Origin of the sequence: Bordetella sp. H567 (assembly GCF_001704295.1) — a bacterium.
Classification (GTDB): domain Bacteria; phylum Pseudomonadota; class Gammaproteobacteria; order Burkholderiales; family Burkholderiaceae_B; genus Bordetella_C.
On sequence record NZ_CP012334.1, the window covers coordinates 298541 to 318925 of the forward strand.

Below are 20385 nucleotides of genomic sequence, written 5' to 3' on the forward strand. Positions count from 1 at the left end.
CCTAGGAACGCGCGGAGCCTGCCGCGTGGCTGTCCGCGTGGTCTTCCAGGCCCAGCATCTTGACGAGCGATTCCGCGGAATACGGCTTCGCCATGAACTCGAAGCCATGGGTGCCCTGTTCGGCCAGGACGTGGCTATAGCCGCTGGTCAGCACGACGCGCAGGTCCGGCCAGCGCTTGCGCACCACGGAGGCGAGTTCGATGCCGTTCATGCCCGGCATGACGACATCGGAAAACATCAGGTCGAAGCGGCCGTTGCGCGCGTTCAGCAGGGATAGCGCGGACTGCCCGTCGGTCGCCCAGTGCGCGGTCAGCCCAAGTTCGTGCAGCAGTCCGAGCGCGAAGCGGCCCACCGTTTCATTGTCTTCGACCAGCAGGACCGACAGCGGCTTGGCGCTGGCCTCGATGGCAACGAGACCCTCTGCATCCTGGGTGATCGCGACGTCGGCTCTCGCACAGGGCAGAAACAGCGTGAAGGTGGAACCGGCGCCCATGAGGGTCTGGACGCCGATCTCGCCGCCCGACTGCTTGGCGAAGCCGTAGGCCTGGCTCAGCCCCAGGCCGGTGCCCTTGTTCACCGCCTTGGTGGTGAAGAAGGGCTCGAATATCCGCCGCAGCGTGGCGGGCTCGATACCCGTGCCGGTGTCCTTCACCGAGATGGCGATGAAGTCGCCGCTGGCGCCGGCATGGCTGCGCAGCGGTGGAATGTGATCGACCTGGCGCGCCGAGATGGTGATCTGCCCGCCGCGCGGCATCGCGTCGCGGGCGTTGATCACCATATTGAGGATGGCGGTCTCGAACTGGTTGGGGTCGGCCTCGACGGCGCGGATGACTTCCGGCAGCTCGAAACGCAGCTTTACCGGCGAACCGATCGACGTCCGGATGATCTGCTCCATGCCGCGCAGCCGGCCCGTCACCTGGAAGACTTCCGGCATCAGCGGCTGCTTGCGCGCGAAGGCCAGCAGTTGGCGCGTCAGCTGTGCGGCCTTGGCGGCGGTATCCGAGATGGCATTGATATAGCGGTTGCGCTTCTCGTCGGACAATCCGGGCCGACGCAGGAGCTCCGCGGAAGACCGGATGATGGTGAGCAGGTTGTTGAAATCGTGCGCCACGCCGCCGGTAATGCGGCCGATGGCCTCCATCTTCTGCGCCTGGTTCAAGGCGTCGCGGCTGCGGTCCAGCGCAAGCTGCGCCTCGCGCCGCTCCGTCATGTCGCGGGTGATCTTCGCGAACCCGATGAAGTTGCCGCGCTCGTCGCGGATGGGATCGATGACCACGCTGGCCCAGAAGCGCGTGCCGTCCTTGCGCAAGCGCCAGCCTTCGCCCAGGAAGCGGCCGTCGCGCATGGCGGTGGCTATCGCACGCTGCGGCTCGCCCCGTTCGCGGTCTTCCGGCGTATAGAAACGCGAAAAGTGCTCGCCGATGATTTCGTGCGCAAGATAGCCCTTGATCGCCTGCGCGCCCGCATTCCAGTTCGTGATCCGGCCGTCCGGGTCCAGCATGAAGATGGCATAGTCGCGCACGCCCTGTACCAGCAGGCGGAAGCGCTGTTCGGCCGCGAACAGTTCTTCCTGCGCGCGTTTCTTGTCGCCGATGTCGCGGGTGACCTTGGCGTAGCCGATCAGCGTGCCGTGGTCGTCGTACACCGGGTCGATCACCACGCTGGTCCAGAAGCGCGTGCCGTCCTTGCGCACGCGCCAGCCTTCGGCTTCATAGAGGCCGGTCTCGGCCGCGGTGCGCAGCGCGCGCTGCGGCAATCCATCGCGGCGGTCTTCTTCCGTGTAGAACCGGGAAAAATGCTGTCCGATGATCTCCGCCGCGGTGTAGCCCTTGAAGCGCTGGGCGCCGGTATTCCAGCTGACGATGTAGCCGTCCTTGTCCAGCAGGAAGATGGCGTAGTCCTTGATCGCGCGCAGCATCAATTCGAAGCGGCGGTCGGCGGCAAGCGCCTGCAAGGCGGAAGTCGGAGGGGTGGGATGGGTCGGGTCGTTCATGGCGCTGTCGGTGGCCTCGCTGGCACGGCGTCCGCGCTGCCGCATTTGGTGTGGTGATCCACGCGCCGCGGTGGCACGGCCGACGCAGTAAGGGTACAGGTGGCAAGTCTATCCCCAAAGCCGGAAAAAATCTGGCGCTGCGGCAGAGCAGCGCGGCGACCAACGATGAGCGGGCGGCGGCGGGCGTCCGGCCGTCCCCTCATGGCCGTGTCACCCGCTCGGCGATGTACTGCCGCAGCCAGCCATGCCCGGGGTCCTCCTGGTGACGTTCGTGCCAGTACAGCGACACGGACAGCGTGGGCAGCTTCAGCGGGACGTCCAGCAGGGCCAGGCGCGTGCAGCGCGCCGCGGCCTTGGCCACGCTCATGGGCACCGTGCATATCAGGTCCGACGCCGCCACGACATGGGGCCCGACCATATAGCTGGACAGCGTGGCCGCCACGGTGCGCTGGCGGCCCATGGCCTGCAGCATGCGGTCGATGGCGCTGCTGAAGTAGCCGGTATGCGCGGACAGGTCGACGTGCGGGTAGCGCAGGTAGGCGTCCAGGTTCCAGCGCCGGCGCAGGCAGGGATGCTGCTCGCGCACGATGCAGACCGCCGGTTCGTCGTATAGGAAGCGGGCACGCAGGTTCTGCGACGGATCCGGGAAGTAGCCGGCCAGCAGCTCCACGTGGTTGGTGTCCAGCATGCTCAGCCCATGCTGCAGGCGGGCCGGCATCACGCGCAGGTGCAGGTGGGGCGCGTCGCGCGCCAGCTCGGGCAGCACGCGCGGCATCAGGGTGAACTGCATATAGTCGGTCGCGTACAGGGAAAACGTACGCGCGGTCACCCGCGGGTCGAAGCTTTCGCGTGGCCCGGTCGCGCGCTGCCAGCGCGCCAGCAGGGGCTGGAACTCCAGGTGCAGGGCCAGGGCCTGCGGCGTCGGCTGCCAGTGGTTGCCTTCGCGCAGGAGCAAGGGGTCGTTGAACAGCTTGCGCAGCCGGCTCAGGGCCGCGCTCATGGCCGGCTGGCTGACGCCGACCTGTTCGGCCGCCCGCGAAATCGCCCGGCAGGTCATCAGCGCGTCGAAATGGATGAGCAGGTTCAGGTCGGGGAATTTCATGGTGGCGCGCCAGGGAAAGGCTGGCGTCGCCCGCCACGGGCGCGGGGCAAGGTCGACGCATGCATCAATGCCATTGATATGACTATAAATGGAAATGACTGCCGTCTCCGCCCCGGCCGTCCTAGGATTTCCCCTGCAATGCACATCGCCCGGATTCCCGCGGACCACGATCCGCCCCCGGGCATCCATGGACAAGGGGAATACACACATGAAAGCACGCATGCTAAGCAGATGCTGCGGGGTCCTGGCCGGCATGGCGCTGGCGCTGTCCGGCGCGACGGCGATGGCGGCCTGGCCCGGCGACAAGATCATCCGCATGGTGGTGCCTTTCGCGGCGGGCGGATCCACCGACCTGATCGCCCGCAAGCTGGCCGAGGGCCTGGGCAAGAACCTGGGCGCCAACGTCATCGTCGAGAACCGCCCGGGCGCGGGCGGCACCGTCGGCACCGACTACGTCGCGCGCCAGCCGGCGGACGGCTACACCATCCTGATGGGCTCGGTCAGCACCCATGGCAGCGCGCCGTGCATCTATTCCAACCTGCCCTATAACGCGGTCAAGGACTTCACGCCGCTGGCGGTCGTGGCGACGATTCCCAACGTCATCGTCATCAACAACAACAAGGTTCCGGCGCAGGACCTGCAGTCCTTCGTGGCGCTGGCCAAGAAGGACCCGGGCCGCTACACCTACGCCTCCAACGGCCCGGGCACCTCGAACCACCTGGCATCGGCCTTCTTCACCAATGCCGCGGGCGTCTCCATGACGCACGTGCCCTACCGCGGATCCGGCCCGGCCCTGATCGACCTGCTGGGCGGCCAGGTCGACATGATGATGGACGTCGTCATGACCTCGTATCCCTACATCAAGGAAGGCAAGCTGCGCGCGCTGGCCGTGACCTCCTCGCAGCGCAGCCCCATGCTGCCGAACGTGCCCACCGTCGCCGAATCGGGCTATCCCGGTTTCGAGGCCATCGTGTGGTTCGGCATGTTCGCGCCAGCCCATTTGCCCGCTGACATCGCCGGCCGGCTGAGCAAGGCCATCGTCGCCGTGCAGAACGGGCCGGACATGAAGCAATACCTGGAAAGCACGGGTTCGCAGGTCTCCTCGGTGACCGGCGAGGCCTTTGCCGCCATGATCAAGGAAGACAACGCCAAGTGGTGCAAGGTCGTCCAGCAGGCCAAGATCAAGCTCGACTAGGGCCTGTCAACGCGAGAAGGCGCCTTCCCGGGTTGGCAGGACCACGCATGCCCCGGATGCGCGGCGCGCAACGCGCCGCGCCAGATTGACTCTTTTCAGGAAGACAACGATATGTACCGTATCGGCATAGACGTCGGCGGGACGTTTACCGACTTCACCATGATCGACGAGACCGCCGGTGTGGTGCATTTCCACAAGGTACCGTCCACGCCGGACGATCCGTCGCGCGCCATCGCCACCGGCATCGCCGGCCTGCTGGAGATGCACGGCGTCGAGCCGTCCCAGGTATCGCACGTGGGCCACGGCACGACGGTGGCGACCAACCTGATCATCGAGCGCAAGGGCGCGCCGGTCGGCCTGATCACCACGCGCGGTTTTCGCGACGTGCTGGAAATCGGCCGCCAGACCCGTCCGCACCTGTACGACTACGGCGTCGGCAAGCCGCCCGTGGCCGTGCCCCGCCAGTTCCGCATCGAGGTCGCCGAACGCGTGCAGGCCACGGGCGAAGTGCGCGAGCCGCTGGACGAACAGGCCGTGCGCGAGGCCGCGCGCTATTTCAAGCAGCATGGCATCGGCGCCATCACCATCTGCTTCCTCCACTCCTATCGCAATCCGGTGCATGAACTGCGCGCCCGCGAGATCGTCGCCGAGGAAATCCCGGACGCCTACATCAGCCTGTCCAGCGAAGTCTTGCCGGAGTTCCGCGAATACGAACGCCTGTCCACCACCGTGCTGAACGCCGCGGTCGGGCCGCGCATGGCCAGCTATCTGGAGCGCTTCCTGCTGCGTGTGCGCGAACTGGGCATCGCCCATGAGCCTCACACCGTGCACTCCAACGGTGGGCTGATGTCCATCGCCAGCGTGCGCCAGTTTCCCGTGCGCACCTGCCTGTCCGGCCCGGCGGCCGGCGTGGTGGGCGCCGCCGCGGTGGGCCGTGTGATCGGCAGCCCCAACCTGGTCACCTTCGACGTCGGCGGCACCAGCACCGACGTATCGCTGATCGTCGAAGGCAAGCCGCTGTTCACCTCGCATCGCCACGTTGCCGGCTATCCCGTCAAGACGCCCATGGTCGATATCCACGTCATCGGCGCGGGCGGCGGCAGCATTGCGTGGATGGACGACGCCGGCGCGCTGAAGGTCGGTCCGCACAGCGCGGGCGCCGTGCCGGGCCCCGTGGGCTACGGCCGCGGCGGCGAGGAACCCACCATCACCGACGCCGAAATCGTGTTGCAGCGCCTGAACCCCGTCTCGCTGCTGAACGGCCGCATGCCGGTCCATGCCGAGGCGGCGCGCCAGGTCATCCAGGACAAGGTCGCGCGCCCGCTGGGCCTGGGCATCGAGGATGCCGCCGAAGGCATCCTGCGCATCGCCACCGCCAACATGAGCCGCGCCATCCGCGCCGTCTCCACCGAGCGCGGCTACGACCTGTCGCGCTTCGCCCTGTTCGCCTTCGGCGGCGCGGGGCCGCTGCATGCCGTGGAAGTCGCGCAGGAATGCGGCATCCCGCGCGTCATCGTGCCGCAGGAGCCGGGCACCATGTGCGCGCGCGGCATCCTGCTCAGCGACATTTCCTTCGACTTCGTGCGCAGCGAAATTTCGCTGGCCACGGCGGACAACTGGACCCGCGTCGCGGCGATCTTCGATGCGCTGCGCCGGCAGGCCGACGATTGGCTGGCGGCCGAAGGCGTGGCTGCGCAACTGCGCGCCGCCCACTGCGCCATCGACGCGCGCTATGAAGGGCAGAACTTCGAGGTGCAGGTGCCGCTGGACGACACCGCCGCCAGCGGCTTCCAGGAATTCCTGTCGCGCTTCGCCCAGGCGCATATGCGCGAGTACGGCTACGACGTGGACGACCGCGCCATCCAGATCATCAACTGCCGCGTGCAGGCCACCGGCCAGGTGATCAAGGCACCGCTGTCGCCGCGCACGGTGCGCGGCACCGTGGCGGAGGCCCGCGTCGGCGCGCGCGACGCCTATTTCGGCGCGGCGCACGGCTGGCTGGAAGCGCCCGTGTACGACCGCGGCCGCCTGCCCACCGGCGTGCCCTTTCACGGCCCCGCGCTGGTCGAGGAGATGAGCTCCACCACCGTGGTCGGCGTCGGCAACCATGCCGTGGTGGACGATTACGGCAACCTGATCATTACCCTGCAAGGCAACGCAAATGGCTGAACCTACCCGCACGGATGACGCCCTGGCCGATCCCATCGGCATGGAGGTCTTCTGCAACCGGCTGCTGTCGATTACGGAAGACATGAACAACACGCTGGTGCGTGCATCGTTCTCCACCAACATCAAGGAACGCAAGGACTGCTCGGTGGCGCTGTTCGACGCCGCCGGCCGCCTGGTCGCGCAGGGCACGCAGATACCCCTGCACCTGGGTTCGCTGGACGGCGCCATGCAGGCCATCCTGCAACGCCATCCGATCGACACCATCGAAGACGGCGACATCTTCATCTGCAACGATCCCTACCTGGCCAACGGCAGCCACCTGCCCGATATCAACATCGTCACGCCGGTGTTCTGGGAAGGGCGCTTGTGCTTCTTCGCGGCCAACATCGCGCATCACGCCGACGTGGGCGGCCCGGTGCCGGGCTCCATCGCGGGCGGCCTGAATTCCATCTTCGCCGAAGGCATCCGCATCCCCGTCACCCGCCTGGCGCGCGCCGGTAAGGTGGACGAGGACCTGCTGAACCTGATCTGCGCCAACACGCGCGATCCGGAGGAGCGCCTGCTGGACCTGCGCGTGCAGATGGCCACCAACCGGCGCGGCGCGGCGGCCATGCAAGGCCTGATCCGCCAGATGGGCCTGGACGCGGTGCTGCAATCGGTGGACGACGTCATCCGCTATACCCGCCGCCGCCTGCTGAACCGCATCGCGGAGCTGAAGCAGGGCAGCTACACCTTCCATTCCGACCTGGACGACGACGGGCTGGGCGGCGATCCGGTGCGCATCCAGGTCACCTTGACCGTGCATCCGGAGCGCCTGCACTTCGACTTCACCGGTTCGGGCCGCCAGGCGCGCGGCGCCATGAACCTGCCGGTGAACGCGCTGCGTGCTTCGGTCTTCTACGCGGTCAAGGCGCTGCTGGATCCGGATATCGCGCCCAATGCTGGGTTGTTCGAGCCTATCGATATCCACGCGCCCCTGGGCACCATCACGAATCCGGAGCATCCCGCCGCCGTGGGCGCGCGTTCGATCACCGCGCAGAAAGTGGCCGGGGCGATTTTCGGGGCGTTCCGGGGGCTGCTGCCGCCGGAAAAAATCATGGCGTCGGGCAACGACTGCTGCCCGGCCATCGTGTTCTCCGGCAAGTGGGCCACGCGTCCGGGCCAGTTCGTGTACCTGGAAACGCTGGGCGGTGGCGCGGGGGCGCGGTATGACAGCGACGGCATGGACGCGATCCACGTCCATATGACGAATACGTCGAACCTGCCCGTGGAAGCGCTGGAAAACGAATATCCGCTGCTGATGGACGAGTACGCGATGATCCCGGATTCGGGCGGCGCGGGCCGCACGCGCGGCGGGCTGGCCATCGCCAAGCAGATCCGCGCGCTGGTGCCGGGCATCGTCTTCTCCGCACGTTCGGATAGTCATACGGTGGGTGTCGCCACCGGCGTGGACGGCGGGCTGGACGGACGCCGCGCGCGCCTGGTGCGCAATCACGGCACGCCGCGGGAGGAAGAGCTGTTCTCGAAGACGGCGAACATCGTGCTGGATGCGGACGAAAGCGTACGCATTGAAACGCCTGGGGGCGGTGGGTATGGCGCTCCTGCGCAGCGCGCGCCGGAGCGTTTGCGGCGCGACCTGCTGGACGGCAAGACCAGCGAAGCGGCAGCGCGCGAGGTGTATGGCGCCGCCGTGGACGCGGTGCGGTCTTCGTGACGGTTTGCTGACAGGGGTGGGCGTGCGCTAGCCTTGATGGGTTCGCCGCCGCCGCGCGGCCCCGTCAGGAGATCCCGCCATGCCGACCGCCCCGCAGTCCTCTCCCGTCTGGTTCATCACCGGTTGTTCCACTGGCTTCGGCCGCGCACTGGCGCTGGCGGTGATCGCTCGCGGCTGGCCCGTCGTGGCCACCGCGCGCGACCAGGCCCGCATCGCGGACCTCGCGGAACGGTCACCGGACCGCGTACTGGCGTTGTCGCTGGACGTCACGGACACGGCCGCCATCACCGCGGCCGTGCGCGCGGCGCAGGAACGTTTCGGCCGCATCGATGTGCTGGTCAATAACGCGGGATACGGCTACCAGTCCACGGTGGAAGAGGGCGTCGAAGCGGAGATCCGCGCGCAGTTCGATGCCAATGTGTTTGGCCTGTTCGCCATGACACGGGCAGTGCTGCCCGGCATGCGGGAGCGGCGGCGTGGGCATATCATCAACATTACGTCCGTGGCCGGCCTGGTGGGCTTCCAGGGATCCGCCTATTACGCGGCCTCCAAGCATGCCGTCGAGGGTTTCTCCGATGCTTTGGCGGCGGAAGTGACTTCGTTGGGCATCCAGGTCACCTGCGTCGAGCCGGGGCCATTCCGCACCGATTGGGCCGGTCGTTCGCTACGGCAAACGCCTACCCGGATCGCCGACTACGCCGAGAGCTCCGCCAAGCGCATGCAGGCCACGCGCGAGAACAGCGGCAAGCAGATCGGGGATCCGGATCGTGCCGCACAGGCCATGATTCATATCACCGAAGTGGATACAGCGCCTCGCCATCTGGTGCTGGGCGGTTTTGGTGTCAAGGCGGTGACGGACAAGTTGCGGGAACGGCTCGATCAAATCGAGGCTTGGCGCGGTGTGGGGCTGGCGGCGGACTTTCCCGAATAGCGTGCGGGAGTCGTGACACTGGCGCCACGACTCCCGCACGCAGCGATCAAAACCCCCAACCCGCATCGCGCCGTCAGTCGACGATGAACAACACCGCCCCCGCGGCGGTGGATGACCGATGCGCCTCAGCCCCATCGGCGACTTGATAGCTCATCCCCGGACGCAGGGTAAACCGCCGCCCATCCTCCAGTTCGGTATCCAACGACCCCGACAGGCACAGCAGGATATGCCCCTTGCTGCACCAATGGTCCGCCAGATACCCTGGGGTGTATTCGACCATGCGCACGCGTATGTCCCCGAACTGGCGGGTACGCCAAAGCGCCTTGCCTGTCGTGCCGGCATGTTCGGTAGCCTCGATGGCCGACCAGTCGGTCGTGCCAAATGGAATGTCGGAGAGTTTCATCGTGGGACGTCCAGGGAGCAGGCCAGCGTGGGCGAGGGAAAATTCGATGATCGTTATTGTAGGGGCGTCAGCGTATAGCGGATGTCGACCGCTCTTCGCAACCCGAGTACAACGCCCTGCGCGTCCGCGCGCAGTTCGAAGGCCGCCTGGATGCGGCTGCGCGACGGATCCAGTGCGATCGTGCCGTATGGCATCGCTGAAGCCGCCGTGATCAAGGGCAGGTTTCTGATCTCGCTCCATGTCAACAAGGTGGCGATGCTGTATTCCCCGTCGGGCTCCCGCCGCACCCGGAATTCGGTGGCATTCGGCGCCGACGTCGGGCCTTTCGCCCGCGAGCCGTCCGGCAACCGCAGCGCATAGCTGTCCGGCGATGCCGCGAGCGCGGCGACGAAGCCCTCCGGTATGCCCCGATGCATCCATCGCGTCAAGGTCGTCATCGCCGCGCCCGCCAGGTCGCGCAGGGCGTGCATGGCCGTACCCATGGCGGCAAGCCGGGCGTCCTTGTCCAAGGCCGCCGAAAAGCCGCCGCTGTATACCGCGTTTCCGCGTGGCCCGATGCCTTCCACGCTCAGCGCCATGCCAGGCTGGTCCAGCATGCCGCGCGCGAATTTCTCGCTGACGACGAACCAGGAAGGCTGGCCGTCGGAGGCATGCAGATTGATGGGCCGCGAGCGCAGAACATCCTCGGTGGGCGGGGCGGCCAGATACCGTTCCAAGGTGCAATGCAGGGCGTACGTGATGCAGGGCATCGCCACATGGTTCGCCGCGTCCCAGTCCACGCCGAATTGGCCCGCGATGGCCGCACGCAAAGCCTCGGTATGGACGTCTTCGGGGGCGGGCGTCGTGGCGCCGTCGCGGCCAAGACCGGCATCCCCGTCCGCACGGTGGGCCACCGCGATGGCGGCGTGCAGATGGCGTTCCACATACCACGCCAGCATCAGCGTGGACGTGCATGCATCCAGGCGCGCGCATTCCTCTTGCCGTTGCGCGGTGGACCAGTCAGCCCATGCCTCGACGAGCTCGCTCAAGCGCGGGTGCGTTCCGCCGATCCGCGCCGGCGCCGGACCCATGCGATTGTCCGTTGCGGCGTCGTCCTGGCGCGCAAGGCCTTCGATCGTGGGCCAAACCACATCCTGGGCGAGCGCGGAGTTGGTGTCCGCCGAGACGTCCTCGCCCATGGCTGCCAGGCGCCGGCTGACCTGGAACAGGATGTCCGCCACGTCGCGCAAGCGCGCGAAGACCGTCGCGATATCGGCGTCGGCGCGCATCAGCGTCTGGACCAATTGGCGCATGCTCTCGCGTGCCCGGGGCGGTATCCCGCGGCGCGCGTCGATTGCCGCCGTCAATGCCGGTTTGTCCACCAGCGTTCCAAGGGACGATAGAGGCGGGATGGCGGTACGCAGCCTGCCCAGTTCGGCGTCGGACATGCCGCGCAGCATGCGTGCATCGGAATCATCGCCGTCGCCTTGCAACAGGGCGCGCATGCCGCTTACGGCATGCCGCAGGGACGCTTCCAATTCATCGGGCATGGGGGTGTTGAACGCATCCTGCGTCCTGCGCAGTTCCCATAGTGCATGGGCCAGCGCTGACAGATGGGTCAAGGCGACTGTCCGGTCTTTCAGGGCGATCGCCTCGTGCAGGCGGGCAAGCGACTCCTCCACGGCCCGGCGGTCTGCCCCCAGCATATCGGCCTGTACGGCCTCCACCGCCGCGGTGACCGAGGCGTCGGCCAGCGCCGGCATATCGGGACGCGCATCCAGCGATGTTTTGATGGAGGACAGCTCGCGCGGCTGTAGCGTACGCAATACGGCGGATCGCCAGTCCTCCGGCAAGCGGTTCATGGCGAAGGCCAGGGCTTCGGTCCGTATGCGCGCGCGCAACACGCTGGAGTGGGGCAACACGCCGGTCAAGGTGAACGCGGCGTTGTCCAGCCGCCGGTATAGCGTGTGCATGGCGTCGGCCACGCGTTGACTGCCGACGGGCCACTCGATCGTGCGCGCGGCTTGCGCGACGGCCACGCGCTTGCGGCCGTCCAGCTGCAGGTGCACGGCGTCGCGCCACGTCGTCAGCGCTTCGCCGCTGCATGCGGCGCTGAAGGCCAGGGCCGCTTCCTCTTCCGCCGGATAGGCGCCGTAGAACTCGTCGCGCACGGACAGTTCCGGCCAGGCCTGGGCGGCCAGTTTGCCCAATTCCGCGTTTGTCAGGATGTCCAGCATGCGGCTGAGCACCTGCGCGGCGGAACGCGTGGGCGACGATAGCCATAGGCCGATGCCGTGCAGCTGTTCCAGCGTATCGCGGACCTGGCGTGCCGCCTCCGGCGTGTAGGCCGTCGTCCTGAGCAGCCGTCCGAACAGCGGCGTGCCGATGCGCGCCGCGAGTGTCTCCGCCAAGGCCGCTTCCAGCGTCTCCAGCACGCGGTGCGCAACGGGGCGCAGCTTGTCGTTCTGAAGGTCGGCAATGGCGCGCGTACATGGCGCGCTGGCGGTCAGATCGTTGTACAGCTGTGAAAGCCGCTCCGGGTCCTTGATGTCATCCAGGCAACGATGCAGGATCGCGATCATCGCGGGCTGTTCCAGTTCGAAGCCGCCGGACATCGCGTCCTTGCAGACCGCCTTCAGCAGCTTCGCGCCATCGTGCTCGGAAAGCTCGTCGATCTCGCGCCGGCTCCACCGCGCGAGGAAGCGATCCATGGAGTCGGCCAGGCGTGTTTCGACCCTTTCCATGCGCATGGCGGCGCGCCGCTGCGTGCCGGCCACCATATAGCGTATCGAATAGCCCAGGCTGCCCGTCGTGGCCGGCCTGTGGCCCGTGTCAGACGCGCGGCGGGCGCCGCCCGGCCGGGCCGTGGCCGGCTGGGTGGCGGCGTCACGGTCACGGCCCGGGGGTGCGTTGGCGAAAAGGACAGCGGGCAGCGTGTTGCTGTAGCCATTGATGGGCATGGGTGCCTGCTCCGGAGGGAGCCGGCGCCTGGGCGGGGCCGGCAGGAGGAAGAGAAAAGCACTGCGTACCGCGAGACAACGGGGGTAGGTGCCGGGGGCCTATGCGGTGTTCCGGCAGCGGGATAGGCGTAACAAAACGTCGCGCCGCCGGCGTCTCGCGATACCACCGATCCGCCACGCCCTGCCCGCAGAAACGGGCTTCAGTGCGCGTCCGCCGAGGGGGCCTTGGGCGGACGCACCTTGCGCATCAGCGGCACCAGCATGGTCGCGGCGACGAAGCAGGCCATGACCGCCAGAAAGGCATCCGAATAGGCCAGCGTCTGCGCTTCGCGATAGGCCAGCGACCATAATCGCGTGAGCCCCGCCGTGACGGGATCGCTGGACCAATCGGTCGCCTGCGCCGTCATGCGCGCCAGCGCATCGTTCATCGCCTCGTTACGCGTGTTCAGGCGTTCGGCCATCCGCTGGAAATGCAGGTTGGTGCGGTCGTTCAGCAGCGTGGCGCACACCGCGATGCCGATGGCGCCGCCCAGGTTGCGCATCAGGTTGAACAGGCCGGAGGCCAGCTTCAGCCGGGCGGGGGACAGGCTGCCCAGCGTCAGCGTGACGGTGGGCGCGACGGCGAACTGCTGCGCCATGCCGCGCAAGGCCTGCGGCAGCAGCAATTCCCCCGCCCCCCAGTCGTGCGTGATGGGCACGAAACTCCACATGGAAAAGGCGAAGCAGGCCAGCCCGGCCATCAGCAGCCAGCGCAGGTCGACGCGATTGGCCAGCATCGTGTACAGGGGGATGGACAGGATCTGGAAGGCGCCGGTGGAGAAGATGGCGGTGCCGATCTGCAGGGCGCTGTAGCCGCGCACGTGCCCGAGGAACAGCGGGGTCAGGTAGATCGTGGCGAAGATGCCCACGCCGCTGACGAAGGAGAACAGGCAGCCCAGCGCGAAATTGCGGTCCTTCAGCGCGCGCAGGTCGACGATGGGATGGGCGAAGGTGAGGGTGCGCCAGACGAAGCCCACGCCGGCCAGGCCCGATATCCAGGCCGTGGCCAGGATGGTGGGATCGTTCAGCCAATCCCAGCGCGGCCCTTCCTCCAGCGTGTATTCCAGGCAGCCCAGGAAGATCGCGAGCAGGGCGATGCCCGGGTAATCCGCGCCGCGCAGCAGCGACGGATCGGGCCGGTCGACGCGCACGAACAGCGGCACCATGATGGTCACGAACAGCCCGGGCACCAGGTTGACGAAGAACAGCCAGTGCCAGGAATAGTGATCGGTGATCCAGCCGCCCACCGTGGGGCCCAAGGTGGGGGCGAGCGACGCCAGCCCGCCGACGGTGGCGGCGGCCAGTACGCGCTGCGGCCCGGCGAAGAAGGCGAAGGCGGTGGTGAAGACCAGCGGGATCATCGATCCACCGAGGAAGCCTTGCAGCGCGCGGAAGGCGATCATGCTCTCGATGTTCCAGGCCCAGCCGCACAGCAGGCTGGCCGCCGTGAACCCGGCCGCCGACGCGGCGAACAGCCAGCGCGTGGACATGACGCGCGCCAGCCATCCGGACAGCGGGATCACGATGATCTCGGCGATCAGGTAGGCGGTCTGGACCCAGACAGTTTCATCCACGCCGGCGGACAGGCCGCCGCCGATATCCTTCAGCGAGGCCGAGACGATCTGGATGTCCAGCAGCGCGATGAACATGCCCGCGCACATCGTCGAGAAGGCGAAGATCTTTTCGCCGGTCGACATATCGGCTGGAGAACGTGGCTCCGCGTTTTTGCGGCCCGGGCGCGCATGCTCGCTTGCATACGCGTCGGTATCCGCATCGGCCCCGGCATCCGCCCAGTCGCGCGCCGCGGCGGACTCGCTCATGGATGCGTCCGCGCGTCGACTTCCGCCCGCACCGACAAGCCCGGGCGCAGCAGCCGCAACGCATCCTCGTCGTCCAGCACGATGCGCACCGGTACGCGCTGCACGATCTTGGTGAAATTGCCGGTGGCGTTTTCCGGCGGCAGCACGCTGAACTGCGCGCCCGTGGCGGGCGCCAGGCTGGCGACCCGGCCGTGGAAGACGCGATCCGGCATCACATCGGCGACGATGACGGCGCGCTGCCCGGGGGCCATGCGCGCCAGCTGGCTTTCCTTGAAATTGGCATCGACCCACAGTCCCTTGGCGGGCACCAGGGACAACATCTGCGTGCCGGCCGGCACATAGGCGCCCTGGCGCGCGCGGCGATTGCCCACCGTGCCATCCATGGGGGCACGCACTTCGGTATAGGAAAGGTTCAGGCGGGCCTGTTCGCGGTCGGCCGTGGCCTGCGCCAGCGCGGCGCTCGCCTGGCCTTTCCGCGTATCAATGACGTCCAGCTCGCGCTGCGCCGCCACCAGGGCCGCCTCGGCCTTCTGCTGGTTGGCCGCCGCCTGCTTGTAATCGGAATCGGCCTTTTGCCAGCTCTGCACCGACACCGCCGCGTTGGCCGACAGCGATTTGTAGCGGGCCTGGTCCTGCCGGGTGCGCACCGTTTCGGCTTCGGCCGCCGCCACGCCGGCGCGCGCCTGCAGGATCATCGCTTCCTGCAGGCGCCGGTTGGCGTCCAGGTTGGCCAGCAGCGCCCGCTGCGCGGCGACGGTGCCGTCGGCTTTTTCCAGCGCGGCGCGATAGTCGCGGTCGTCCAGCCTGACCAGCAGGTCGCCGGCGTGCACGGCCTGGTTGTCGCCCGCCGCGACTTGCGCGATATAGCCGGGCACCTTGGTGCCCAGCACGGTGATGTCGCCGCCGACGTAGGCATCATCCGTATCCTCGATGAAGCGTCCTTCGCGCCACCAGTGATAGCCGTACCCGGCGGCGCCCGCGAGCGCGAGCACCGCGGCGGCCAGGTAGGCAAGCCGGCGGCGATTCGGGCGGACAGCGGGGGCGGTGGCGGAGCCCGGGACTAGCGTGGGCGCGGCCGCGCCGGCGGTGGGGGAAGACATGGCGACGTTCTCTTGGGGGCAGCCGTTTGTGAAAGGCGGGCGGACGCTTCAGCCGCCGGTAGAGGCGGGGGACGCCGAGTCGTCGTCGTACCCGTCCGGATCGAAGCGCTCATCCGCGCCCAGGCCCTGCCGCTTGCGTGCGGCGAACTCCATGCGATAGCGGGCGCGCGGGGTGGCGGCCGGGCCCGCAACCACGGCGTATTCGCCGGAATCCAGGATGCGGCCCGTCGAGGTATCCACCCAGCGCTGTTCGACCGGCGCGCCGGTGTCGCGCGCCACCAGCATCATGGCCGGGCCTTCCGGAGAGAAGTAGCGGTTGCCCCAAGCCATCATGGCCAGCATCACGGGACGGAAATCGTGCGCCATCTGGGTGGGGATGTATTCGTGGCGCGTGGGTCGGCGCGTGTAGACGCGCTTTTCCAGCAGCCCCAGCCGCACGAGTTCGGCCAGCCGGCGCGTCAGGATATTGGGGGCGATATCCAGGCTTTTGCGGAATTCATCGAAGCGGGTCATGCCCTGGAATGCATCGCGCAGGATGAGCATGGTCCAGCGTTCGCCCACGCGGGCGAGGCTGCGCGCGATGGGGCAAGGCATGTGGGCGAAATCGGTCGGCTGCATGGCAGAAGGTCACTTTCAAGTTGCAAGTGATTCTACCCATACTAACTTTCAATTTGCAAGTGACAAGCCGGTTTTTTCCATGCCCCTTTTTTGGGCGGGGACATCGCGTCCTGCTGGCCTTCGCACAGGGCGCTCAGAAAACAAGGGGCGGCATCCAGGAGACCAAGCGCCGGCATCAAAAACAGACGGCCCGCATCAAAGCGGGCCGTCTGGGCATCGCGAGCCGCGCGTGGCCTAATCGCGGAAATTCTGGAACTGCAAGGGCAGGTCCACGTCGGTCTTGCGCAGCAGGGCGATGACCGTCTGCAAATCGTCGCGCTTCTTGCCCGTGACGCGCAGCTTGTCGCCGTTGATCTGCGTTTCCACCTTGAGCTTGGCGTCCTTGATGGCGGCCACCAGCTTCTTGGCGACGGGTTGTTCGATGCCCTGCTTGATCGTTACCTTCTGGCGGGCGCCCCCCAGGTTCACCACCGGGTCCGCCGGATCCATGCTGCGCGGATCGATGCCCCGGGCGGTCAGGCGCCCGCGCAGGATATCCAGCATCTGCTTGAGCTGGAAGGCCGACGGCGCGACCTGCGTCACGACGTACTCTTCCAGCTCGAATTTGGCATCGGTGCCCTTGAAGTCGAAACGCGTCGCCAGTTCCCGGTTGGCCTGATCGACGGCGTTGCTCAACTCATGCTTGTCCACTTCGGAAACCACGTCGAAAGAAGGCATGGTGCGGTCCTCTCTAGCTCTTTGATATATGCGCCGATTTTCCCACGGCCGACGGCCGGCCGGAAAGCCGCTATGCTACCGGACGGCCCGCCTTCGGGCATCGCCGCCAGACGGCTGATACTGAACATCGCCATGAAGAACCGCGATCCCGCAATCCCCGATCCCGTCCTGCCTGGCGCGCCGGCCGATCACCTGTCCGCACGCCAGCGCGCGCAGCGCTTCATCGCCCTGGTCGAGGCCGCCAAGGGCGTGGGTGCGCTGGCCGCCAGCATCGGGCTGCTGGGCCTGCTCCACCGCGATCTGAGCCATATCGTGTCGGTGCTGATCGGCCATTTCGGCCTGGATCCCGGCGGGCATTATCCGGAGGTGCTGCTCCAGTACGCCACGATGCTGCAGGACACCAGCCTGCGCACGCTGGTCGCATTGGCCGGCGGGTACGTCATCGTGCGGCTGGCCGAAGCCTATGGCTTGTGGCGCGATCGCGCCTGGGGAGAATGGCTGGGCGCGCTGTCCGGCGGCATCTACGTACCCTTCGAGCTGCGTCACCTGGTGCATCGGCCCAGCGTCCTGGCCGTGGCGGTGGTGCTGTTCAACGTGGGCATCGTGGCTTTCCTGGTCTGGCAGCTGTGGCGCCGCGGCAAGCTCGTCCCGCATATGAGGCGCTGACCCGGTCAATGCGCCGGCCCGCGCACGGTCACGCGCTGGCCCCACTCCATGGCCGTCTTCACCACCATCGTCAGCAGCGCCAGGCAGGCCAGCAGCGCCGCAGCCGTGAAGGCCGCCACCGTCTTGTAGTCGTCGTTCAGCTGCTCGATCAGCAAGGGCAGGGTGACGGTCTTGCCCCGGATCGCGCCGGACACCACCGACACCGCGCCGAATTCACCGACCGCGCGGGCATTGGTGATGATGGTCCCGTACAGCAGGGCCCATTTGATGTTCGGCAGCGTGATGCGGCGAAAGATCTGCCAGCCGCTGGCGCCCAGCGTCAGCGCCGCGTATTCTTCGTCCGATCCCTGGGCCTGCATCAGCGGGATCAGGATGCGGGCGACGAAGGGCGAAGTCACGAACACCGTCACCATCACGATGCCCGGCCAGGCGAACATCAACTGGATGTCGTGCTGCCCCAGCCAGCCGCCCACCACGCTTTCCATGCCGTACACCACCAGGTAGCACAGCCCCGCCACCACCGGTGATGTGGCATACGGGATATCGACCAGCGTGGTCAGGATCTGCTTGCCATGGAAATCGTAGCGGGTGACGCACCACGCCAGCAGGATGCCGAAGACGACATTGATCGGCACGGTCAGCACCGCGGCCAGCAGCGTCAGCGAGATCGCGTGCCGCATCTCTTCGTCTTGCAGATTGTCCACCAGCGCATGCCAGCCGGCGGATAGCGCCTGCTGGAAGATCAGCGCCAGCGGCAGCACCAGCAGCAGGAAGGCCCCGATGATGCCGATGGCGATCAGCGCCCACTGGCGCCAGTTCTTGGGTCGTTTGCGCATATGGAGTCCGTCAACACTGGAAGATTGCCCCTTACGTCACGGTTCGTGGGCCTTAGCGCCCCGGCCGCTGCCACGGCAGCAGGCGGCCCTGGAGCACGTGCAGGCCGAACAACAGCAGCAGCGAAGCGGCCAGCACCACGGTGGCGATGGCGGAAGCCGCCGGATAGTCGAATTCGGATACGCGCACGAAGATCATCAGCGAGGTGATCTCGGTCTTGAACGGAATGTTGCCGGCGATCATCACCACCGCCCCGAATTCGCCCAGGCTGCGGATGAAGGCCTGCGACCCGCCGGTGAACAGCGCCGGGGTCAAGGCGGGCAGCAGCACGCGCCACAGGGTCTGCCTGTCGTTGGCGCCCAGCGTGTGCGCGGCCTCTTCGTATTCCGGTCCGATCTCCTCCAGCACCGGCTGCACGGAACGCACCACGAAGGGCAGGCTGGTGAATATCATGGCCGACACCAGGCCCGGAAAGGCGTACGAGATCTTGATTCCGGCCAGGTCGAACCACTGGCCGACCCAGCCGTTGGGCCCCAGCAGTACCGACAGCGTCAGCCCGGCCACCGCCGTGGGCAGGGCGAACGGCAGATCGACGAGGGAATCCAGGAACAGGCGGCCCGGAAAGCGATAGCGCACCAGGATCCAGGCCAGCAACAATCCGAACAGGACCACCACGATGGTCGATAGCAGGGCGCCCAGCAGCGTGACGCGATAGCTCGCCAGCACGCGCGGGTCCGTAATGGCCTGCCAGTATTGCGAGGCGCTCATCTCGCTGGTGTAGGCCAGCAGCGCCGCGATCGGGAACAGGATCACCAGCGAGATGAATAAGCTGCTGACGCCAAAACTCAATCCGAACCCAGGCAGGGTCGGGTGTTGTTTGAAGAATCTCGCCATACCTGTCTATGGAAAACCGGCCGGTCGCGCGGGGCGGCCGGCCGGCGCCGGGGGCCTTGCCTGGCGGCGGCTCGCGCGCCGCCGCGATCGGCGCCCGCCGCCGTGCGGAAAGGCGCCAGTCTACGCCAAGTAGGCGCGATCAGGATTTGCCGGCGAGCAGCTGGTCCAGGATGCCGCCGCTCTTGAAATGCGTGTCCTGGATCTGGTCCCAGGTGCCCAGCTTTTGCGGATCCAGCAATTCCACCTTGGGAAAGCGGCTGGCATTGGCCTTGACCACGTCCGGATCGCGCACGCGGTAGTTGAAGCTGGCCAGCAGCGTCTGGATCTCTGGCGAATACTGGTATTGCAGATAGGCCTCGGCCAGCTTGCGCGTCCCCTTGGCATCCACCACCTTGTCCACCACGGCCACCGGGAATTCGGCCAGCACGCTGACGGGGGGCACGACCACTTCCAGGCCCAGCGGCTTGAATTCATCGCTGGCGGCGATATTGCGCACTTCGGATTCGAAGGTCAGCACGGCATCGCCCTGGTTGTTCTGCGCGAAGGCCACGGTGGCGCCGCGGCCGCCGGTGGGGAAGCTCTCCACGTTATGCAGCAGCTTGCCCACGAAGGCGCGCGTCTTGGCCTCGTCGCCGTTGAACTTCTGCTGCGCGTACAGCCAGGCGGCCAGATAGGTATAGCGCGCGTTGCCGGACGTCTTGGGGTTGGGAAAGACCACCTTGACGTCGTCGCGCACCAGGTCGTCCCAGGTCTGGATGTGCTTGGGATTGCCCTTGCGGACCAGGAAGGCGATGGTGCTGTAGTAGGGCGAACTGTTGCCTGGGAATTTCTTCTGCCAGTCCTTGGCGAGCAGGCCGCGCTTGGCCAGGATGTCGACGTCGGGCACCTGGTTGAACGTCACCGTGTCCGCCTTCAGGCCCTGCAGGATGGCCTGGGCCTGGCGCGAGGTACCGCCGAAGGACTGTTCCACCGTGACGGTTTCGCCGGTCTTTTCCTTCCAGTATGCGACGAACTTGGGATTGATGGCCGTGAAGAGCTCACGCGCGACGTCATACGAGGAATTCAGCAGGGTTTGCTGGGCCGATGCGGCGCCCGAACCCAACAGCAGGGTGGCGGCGATCGAGGTGGCGAGCAGGCGCTTGATCAAGGGAACGGCTCCACGGTGGACAATGGCCGTTCGACACGAACGGCCGAGGCATCATGCCGGGGCCGCTTAGTTACTCAAACGAATAAATTTTGTTTTATATATTT

At 67.0% G+C, this 20385-nt stretch carries 16 protein-coding genes; 5 read left to right on the forward strand and 11 right to left on the reverse strand.

Annotation, left to right across the window (positions count from 1 at the left end; genetic code table 11):
* Window position 1: 1 nt before the first annotated feature.
* Together AKI39_RS01350 and AKI39_RS01355 are read right to left on the reverse strand one after the other, a co-directional pair.
* Complete coding sequence (locus tag AKI39_RS01350) at window positions 2–1993, reverse strand: hybrid sensor histidine kinase/response regulator (protein WP_083229050.1); 1992 nt, start codon at window positions 1991–1993, stop codon at window positions 2–4.
* 199 nt (window positions 1994–2192) lie between these two features.
* The gene (locus tag AKI39_RS01355; RefSeq protein WP_201258540.1) at window positions 2193–3095 is read right to left on the reverse strand and encodes a LysR family transcriptional regulator; all 903 of its coding nucleotides are present in this window, start codon (window positions 3093–3095) and stop codon (window positions 2193–2195) included.
* Between the two features lie 208 nt (window positions 3096–3303).
* Between AKI39_RS01355 and AKI39_RS01360 the strand changes: the two genes are divergently transcribed.
* The 4 genes from AKI39_RS01360 to AKI39_RS01375 all read left to right on the forward strand — a co-directional run bounded on the left by AKI39_RS01360 (window position 3304) and on the right by AKI39_RS01375 (window position 9104).
* The gene (locus tag AKI39_RS01360) at window positions 3304–4290 is read left to right on the forward strand and encodes a Bug family tripartite tricarboxylate transporter substrate binding protein (RefSeq protein ID WP_066631746.1); all 987 of its coding nucleotides are present in this window, start codon (window positions 3304–3306) and stop codon (window positions 4288–4290) included.
* Between the two features lie 111 nt (window positions 4291–4401).
* Entirely contained in the window at window positions 4402–6459 is a 2058-nt protein-coding gene (locus AKI39_RS01365; protein WP_066631748.1) for a hydantoinase/oxoprolinase family protein, read from the forward strand.
* A complete protein-coding gene (locus AKI39_RS01370; protein ID WP_066631750.1) occupies window positions 6452–8173 on the forward strand; it encodes a hydantoinase B/oxoprolinase family protein in 1722 nt (573 codons plus the stop codon). The genes AKI39_RS01365 and AKI39_RS01370 overlap by 8 nt, the downstream gene beginning before the upstream one ends.
* Window positions 8174–8252: 79 nt before the next feature.
* Window positions 8253–9104 carry an oxidoreductase gene (locus AKI39_RS01375; protein ID WP_066631752.1) on the forward strand — a complete coding sequence of 284 codons (852 nt, stop codon included), beginning with the start codon at window positions 8253–8255 and terminating at the stop codon, window positions 9102–9104.
* Window positions 9105–9177: 73 nt separating this feature from the next.
* Here the strand turns inward: AKI39_RS01375 and AKI39_RS01380 are convergent, their stop codons facing one another.
* From AKI39_RS01380 to AKI39_RS01405, 6 genes are all read right to left on the reverse strand, one after another.
* Entirely contained in the window at window positions 9178–9507 is a 330-nt protein-coding gene (locus tag AKI39_RS01380) for a DHCW motif cupin fold protein (protein ID WP_066631754.1), read from the reverse strand.
* A gap of 53 nt (window positions 9508–9560) precedes the next feature.
* Window positions 9561–12446: a hypothetical protein gene (locus AKI39_RS01385; RefSeq protein WP_066631756.1), complete on the reverse strand. Its 2886-nt coding sequence runs from the start codon at window positions 12444–12446 to the stop codon at window positions 9561–9563.
* Between the two features lie 200 nt (window positions 12447–12646).
* A complete protein-coding gene (locus tag AKI39_RS01390; RefSeq protein ID WP_066641937.1) occupies window positions 12647–14182 on the reverse strand; it encodes a DHA2 family efflux MFS transporter permease subunit in 1536 nt (511 codons plus the stop codon).
* Window positions 14183–14301: 119 nt separating this feature from the next.
* Window positions 14302–15405, reverse strand: coding sequence for an HlyD family secretion protein (locus tag AKI39_RS01395; RefSeq protein ID WP_066631758.1), 1104 nt, complete (start codon window positions 15403–15405; stop codon window positions 14302–14304).
* Window positions 15406–15453: 48 nt separating this feature from the next.
* Window positions 15454–16023: a winged helix-turn-helix transcriptional regulator gene (locus tag AKI39_RS01400; protein WP_066631760.1), complete on the reverse strand. Its 570-nt coding sequence runs from the start codon at window positions 16021–16023 to the stop codon at window positions 15454–15456.
* A gap of 234 nt (window positions 16024–16257) precedes the next feature.
* The gene (locus AKI39_RS01405; protein ID WP_066631762.1) at window positions 16258–16740 is read right to left on the reverse strand and encodes a YajQ family cyclic di-GMP-binding protein; all 483 of its coding nucleotides are present in this window, start codon (window positions 16738–16740) and stop codon (window positions 16258–16260) included.
* 72 nt (window positions 16741–16812) lie between these two features.
* On the opposite strand from AKI39_RS01405, the gene AKI39_RS01410 reads away from it, so the two are divergent.
* On the forward strand, window positions 16813–17406 hold the full coding sequence (locus tag AKI39_RS01410) for a DUF2127 domain-containing protein (protein ID WP_235610724.1): 594 nt from the start codon (window positions 16813–16815) through the stop codon (window positions 17404–17406).
* Window positions 17407–17411: 5 nt separating this feature from the next.
* Here the strand turns inward: AKI39_RS01410 and cysW are convergent, their stop codons facing one another.
* From cysW to cysP, 3 genes are all read right to left on the reverse strand, one after another.
* Window positions 17412–18242 carry a sulfate ABC transporter permease subunit CysW gene (gene cysW / locus AKI39_RS01415; RefSeq protein ID WP_066631763.1) on the reverse strand — a complete coding sequence of 277 codons (831 nt, stop codon included), beginning with the start codon at window positions 18240–18242 and terminating at the stop codon, window positions 17412–17414.
* Between the two features lie 52 nt (window positions 18243–18294).
* The gene (cysT, locus tag AKI39_RS01420) at window positions 18295–19134 is read right to left on the reverse strand and encodes a sulfate ABC transporter permease subunit CysT (protein ID WP_066631765.1); all 840 of its coding nucleotides are present in this window, start codon (window positions 19132–19134) and stop codon (window positions 18295–18297) included.
* Window positions 19135–19273: 139 nt separating this feature from the next.
* Window positions 19274–20281: a thiosulfate ABC transporter substrate-binding protein CysP gene (gene cysP, locus AKI39_RS01425; RefSeq protein ID WP_066631766.1), complete on the reverse strand. Its 1008-nt coding sequence runs from the start codon at window positions 20279–20281 to the stop codon at window positions 19274–19276.
* Between the last annotated feature and the right edge of the window lie 104 nt (window positions 20282–20385).

Bases quoted from the DNA above. Each gene is read 5' to 3' on its own strand.
- AKI39_RS01350 (WP_083229050.1), bottom strand. From the start codon at position 1,993: ATGAACGACCCGACCCATCCCACCCCTCCGACTTCCGCCTTGCAGGCG.
- AKI39_RS01355 (WP_201258540.1), bottom strand. From the start codon at position 3,095: ATGAAATTCCCCGACCTGAACCTGCTCATCCATTTCGACGCGCTGATG.
- AKI39_RS01360 (WP_066631746.1), top strand. From the start codon at position 3,304: ATGAAAGCACGCATGCTAAGCAGATGCTGCGGGGTCCTGGCCGGCATG.
- AKI39_RS01365 (WP_066631748.1), top strand. From the start codon at position 4,402: ATGTACCGTATCGGCATAGACGTCGGCGGGACGTTTACCGACTTCACC.
- AKI39_RS01370 (WP_066631750.1), top strand. From the start codon at position 6,452: ATGGCTGAACCTACCCGCACGGATGACGCCCTGGCCGATCCCATCGGC.
- AKI39_RS01375 (WP_066631752.1), top strand. From the start codon at position 8,253: ATGCCGACCGCCCCGCAGTCCTCTCCCGTCTGGTTCATCACCGGTTGT.
- AKI39_RS01380 (WP_066631754.1), bottom strand. From the start codon at position 9,507: ATGAAACTCTCCGACATTCCATTTGGCACGACCGACTGGTCGGCCATC.
- AKI39_RS01385 (WP_066631756.1), bottom strand. From the start codon at position 12,446: ATGCCCATCAATGGCTACAGCAACACGCTGCCCGCTGTCCTTTTCGCC.
- AKI39_RS01390 (WP_066641937.1), bottom strand. From the start codon at position 14,182: ATGTCGACCGGCGAAAAGATCTTCGCCTTCTCGACGATGTGCGCGGGC.
- AKI39_RS01395 (WP_066631758.1), bottom strand. From the start codon at position 15,405: ATGTCTTCCCCCACCGCCGGCGCGGCCGCGCCCACGCTAGTCCCGGGC.
- AKI39_RS01400 (WP_066631760.1), bottom strand. From the start codon at position 16,023: ATGCAGCCGACCGATTTCGCCCACATGCCTTGCCCCATCGCGCGCAGC.
- AKI39_RS01405 (WP_066631762.1), bottom strand. From the start codon at position 16,740: ATGCCTTCTTTCGACGTGGTTTCCGAAGTGGACAAGCATGAGTTGAGC.
- AKI39_RS01410 (WP_235610724.1), top strand. From the start codon at position 16,813: ATGCTACCGGACGGCCCGCCTTCGGGCATCGCCGCCAGACGGCTGATA.
- cysW (WP_066631763.1), bottom strand. From the start codon at position 18,242: ATGCGCAAACGACCCAAGAACTGGCGCCAGTGGGCGCTGATCGCCATC.
- cysT (WP_066631765.1), bottom strand. From the start codon at position 19,134: ATGGCGAGATTCTTCAAACAACACCCGACCCTGCCTGGGTTCGGATTG.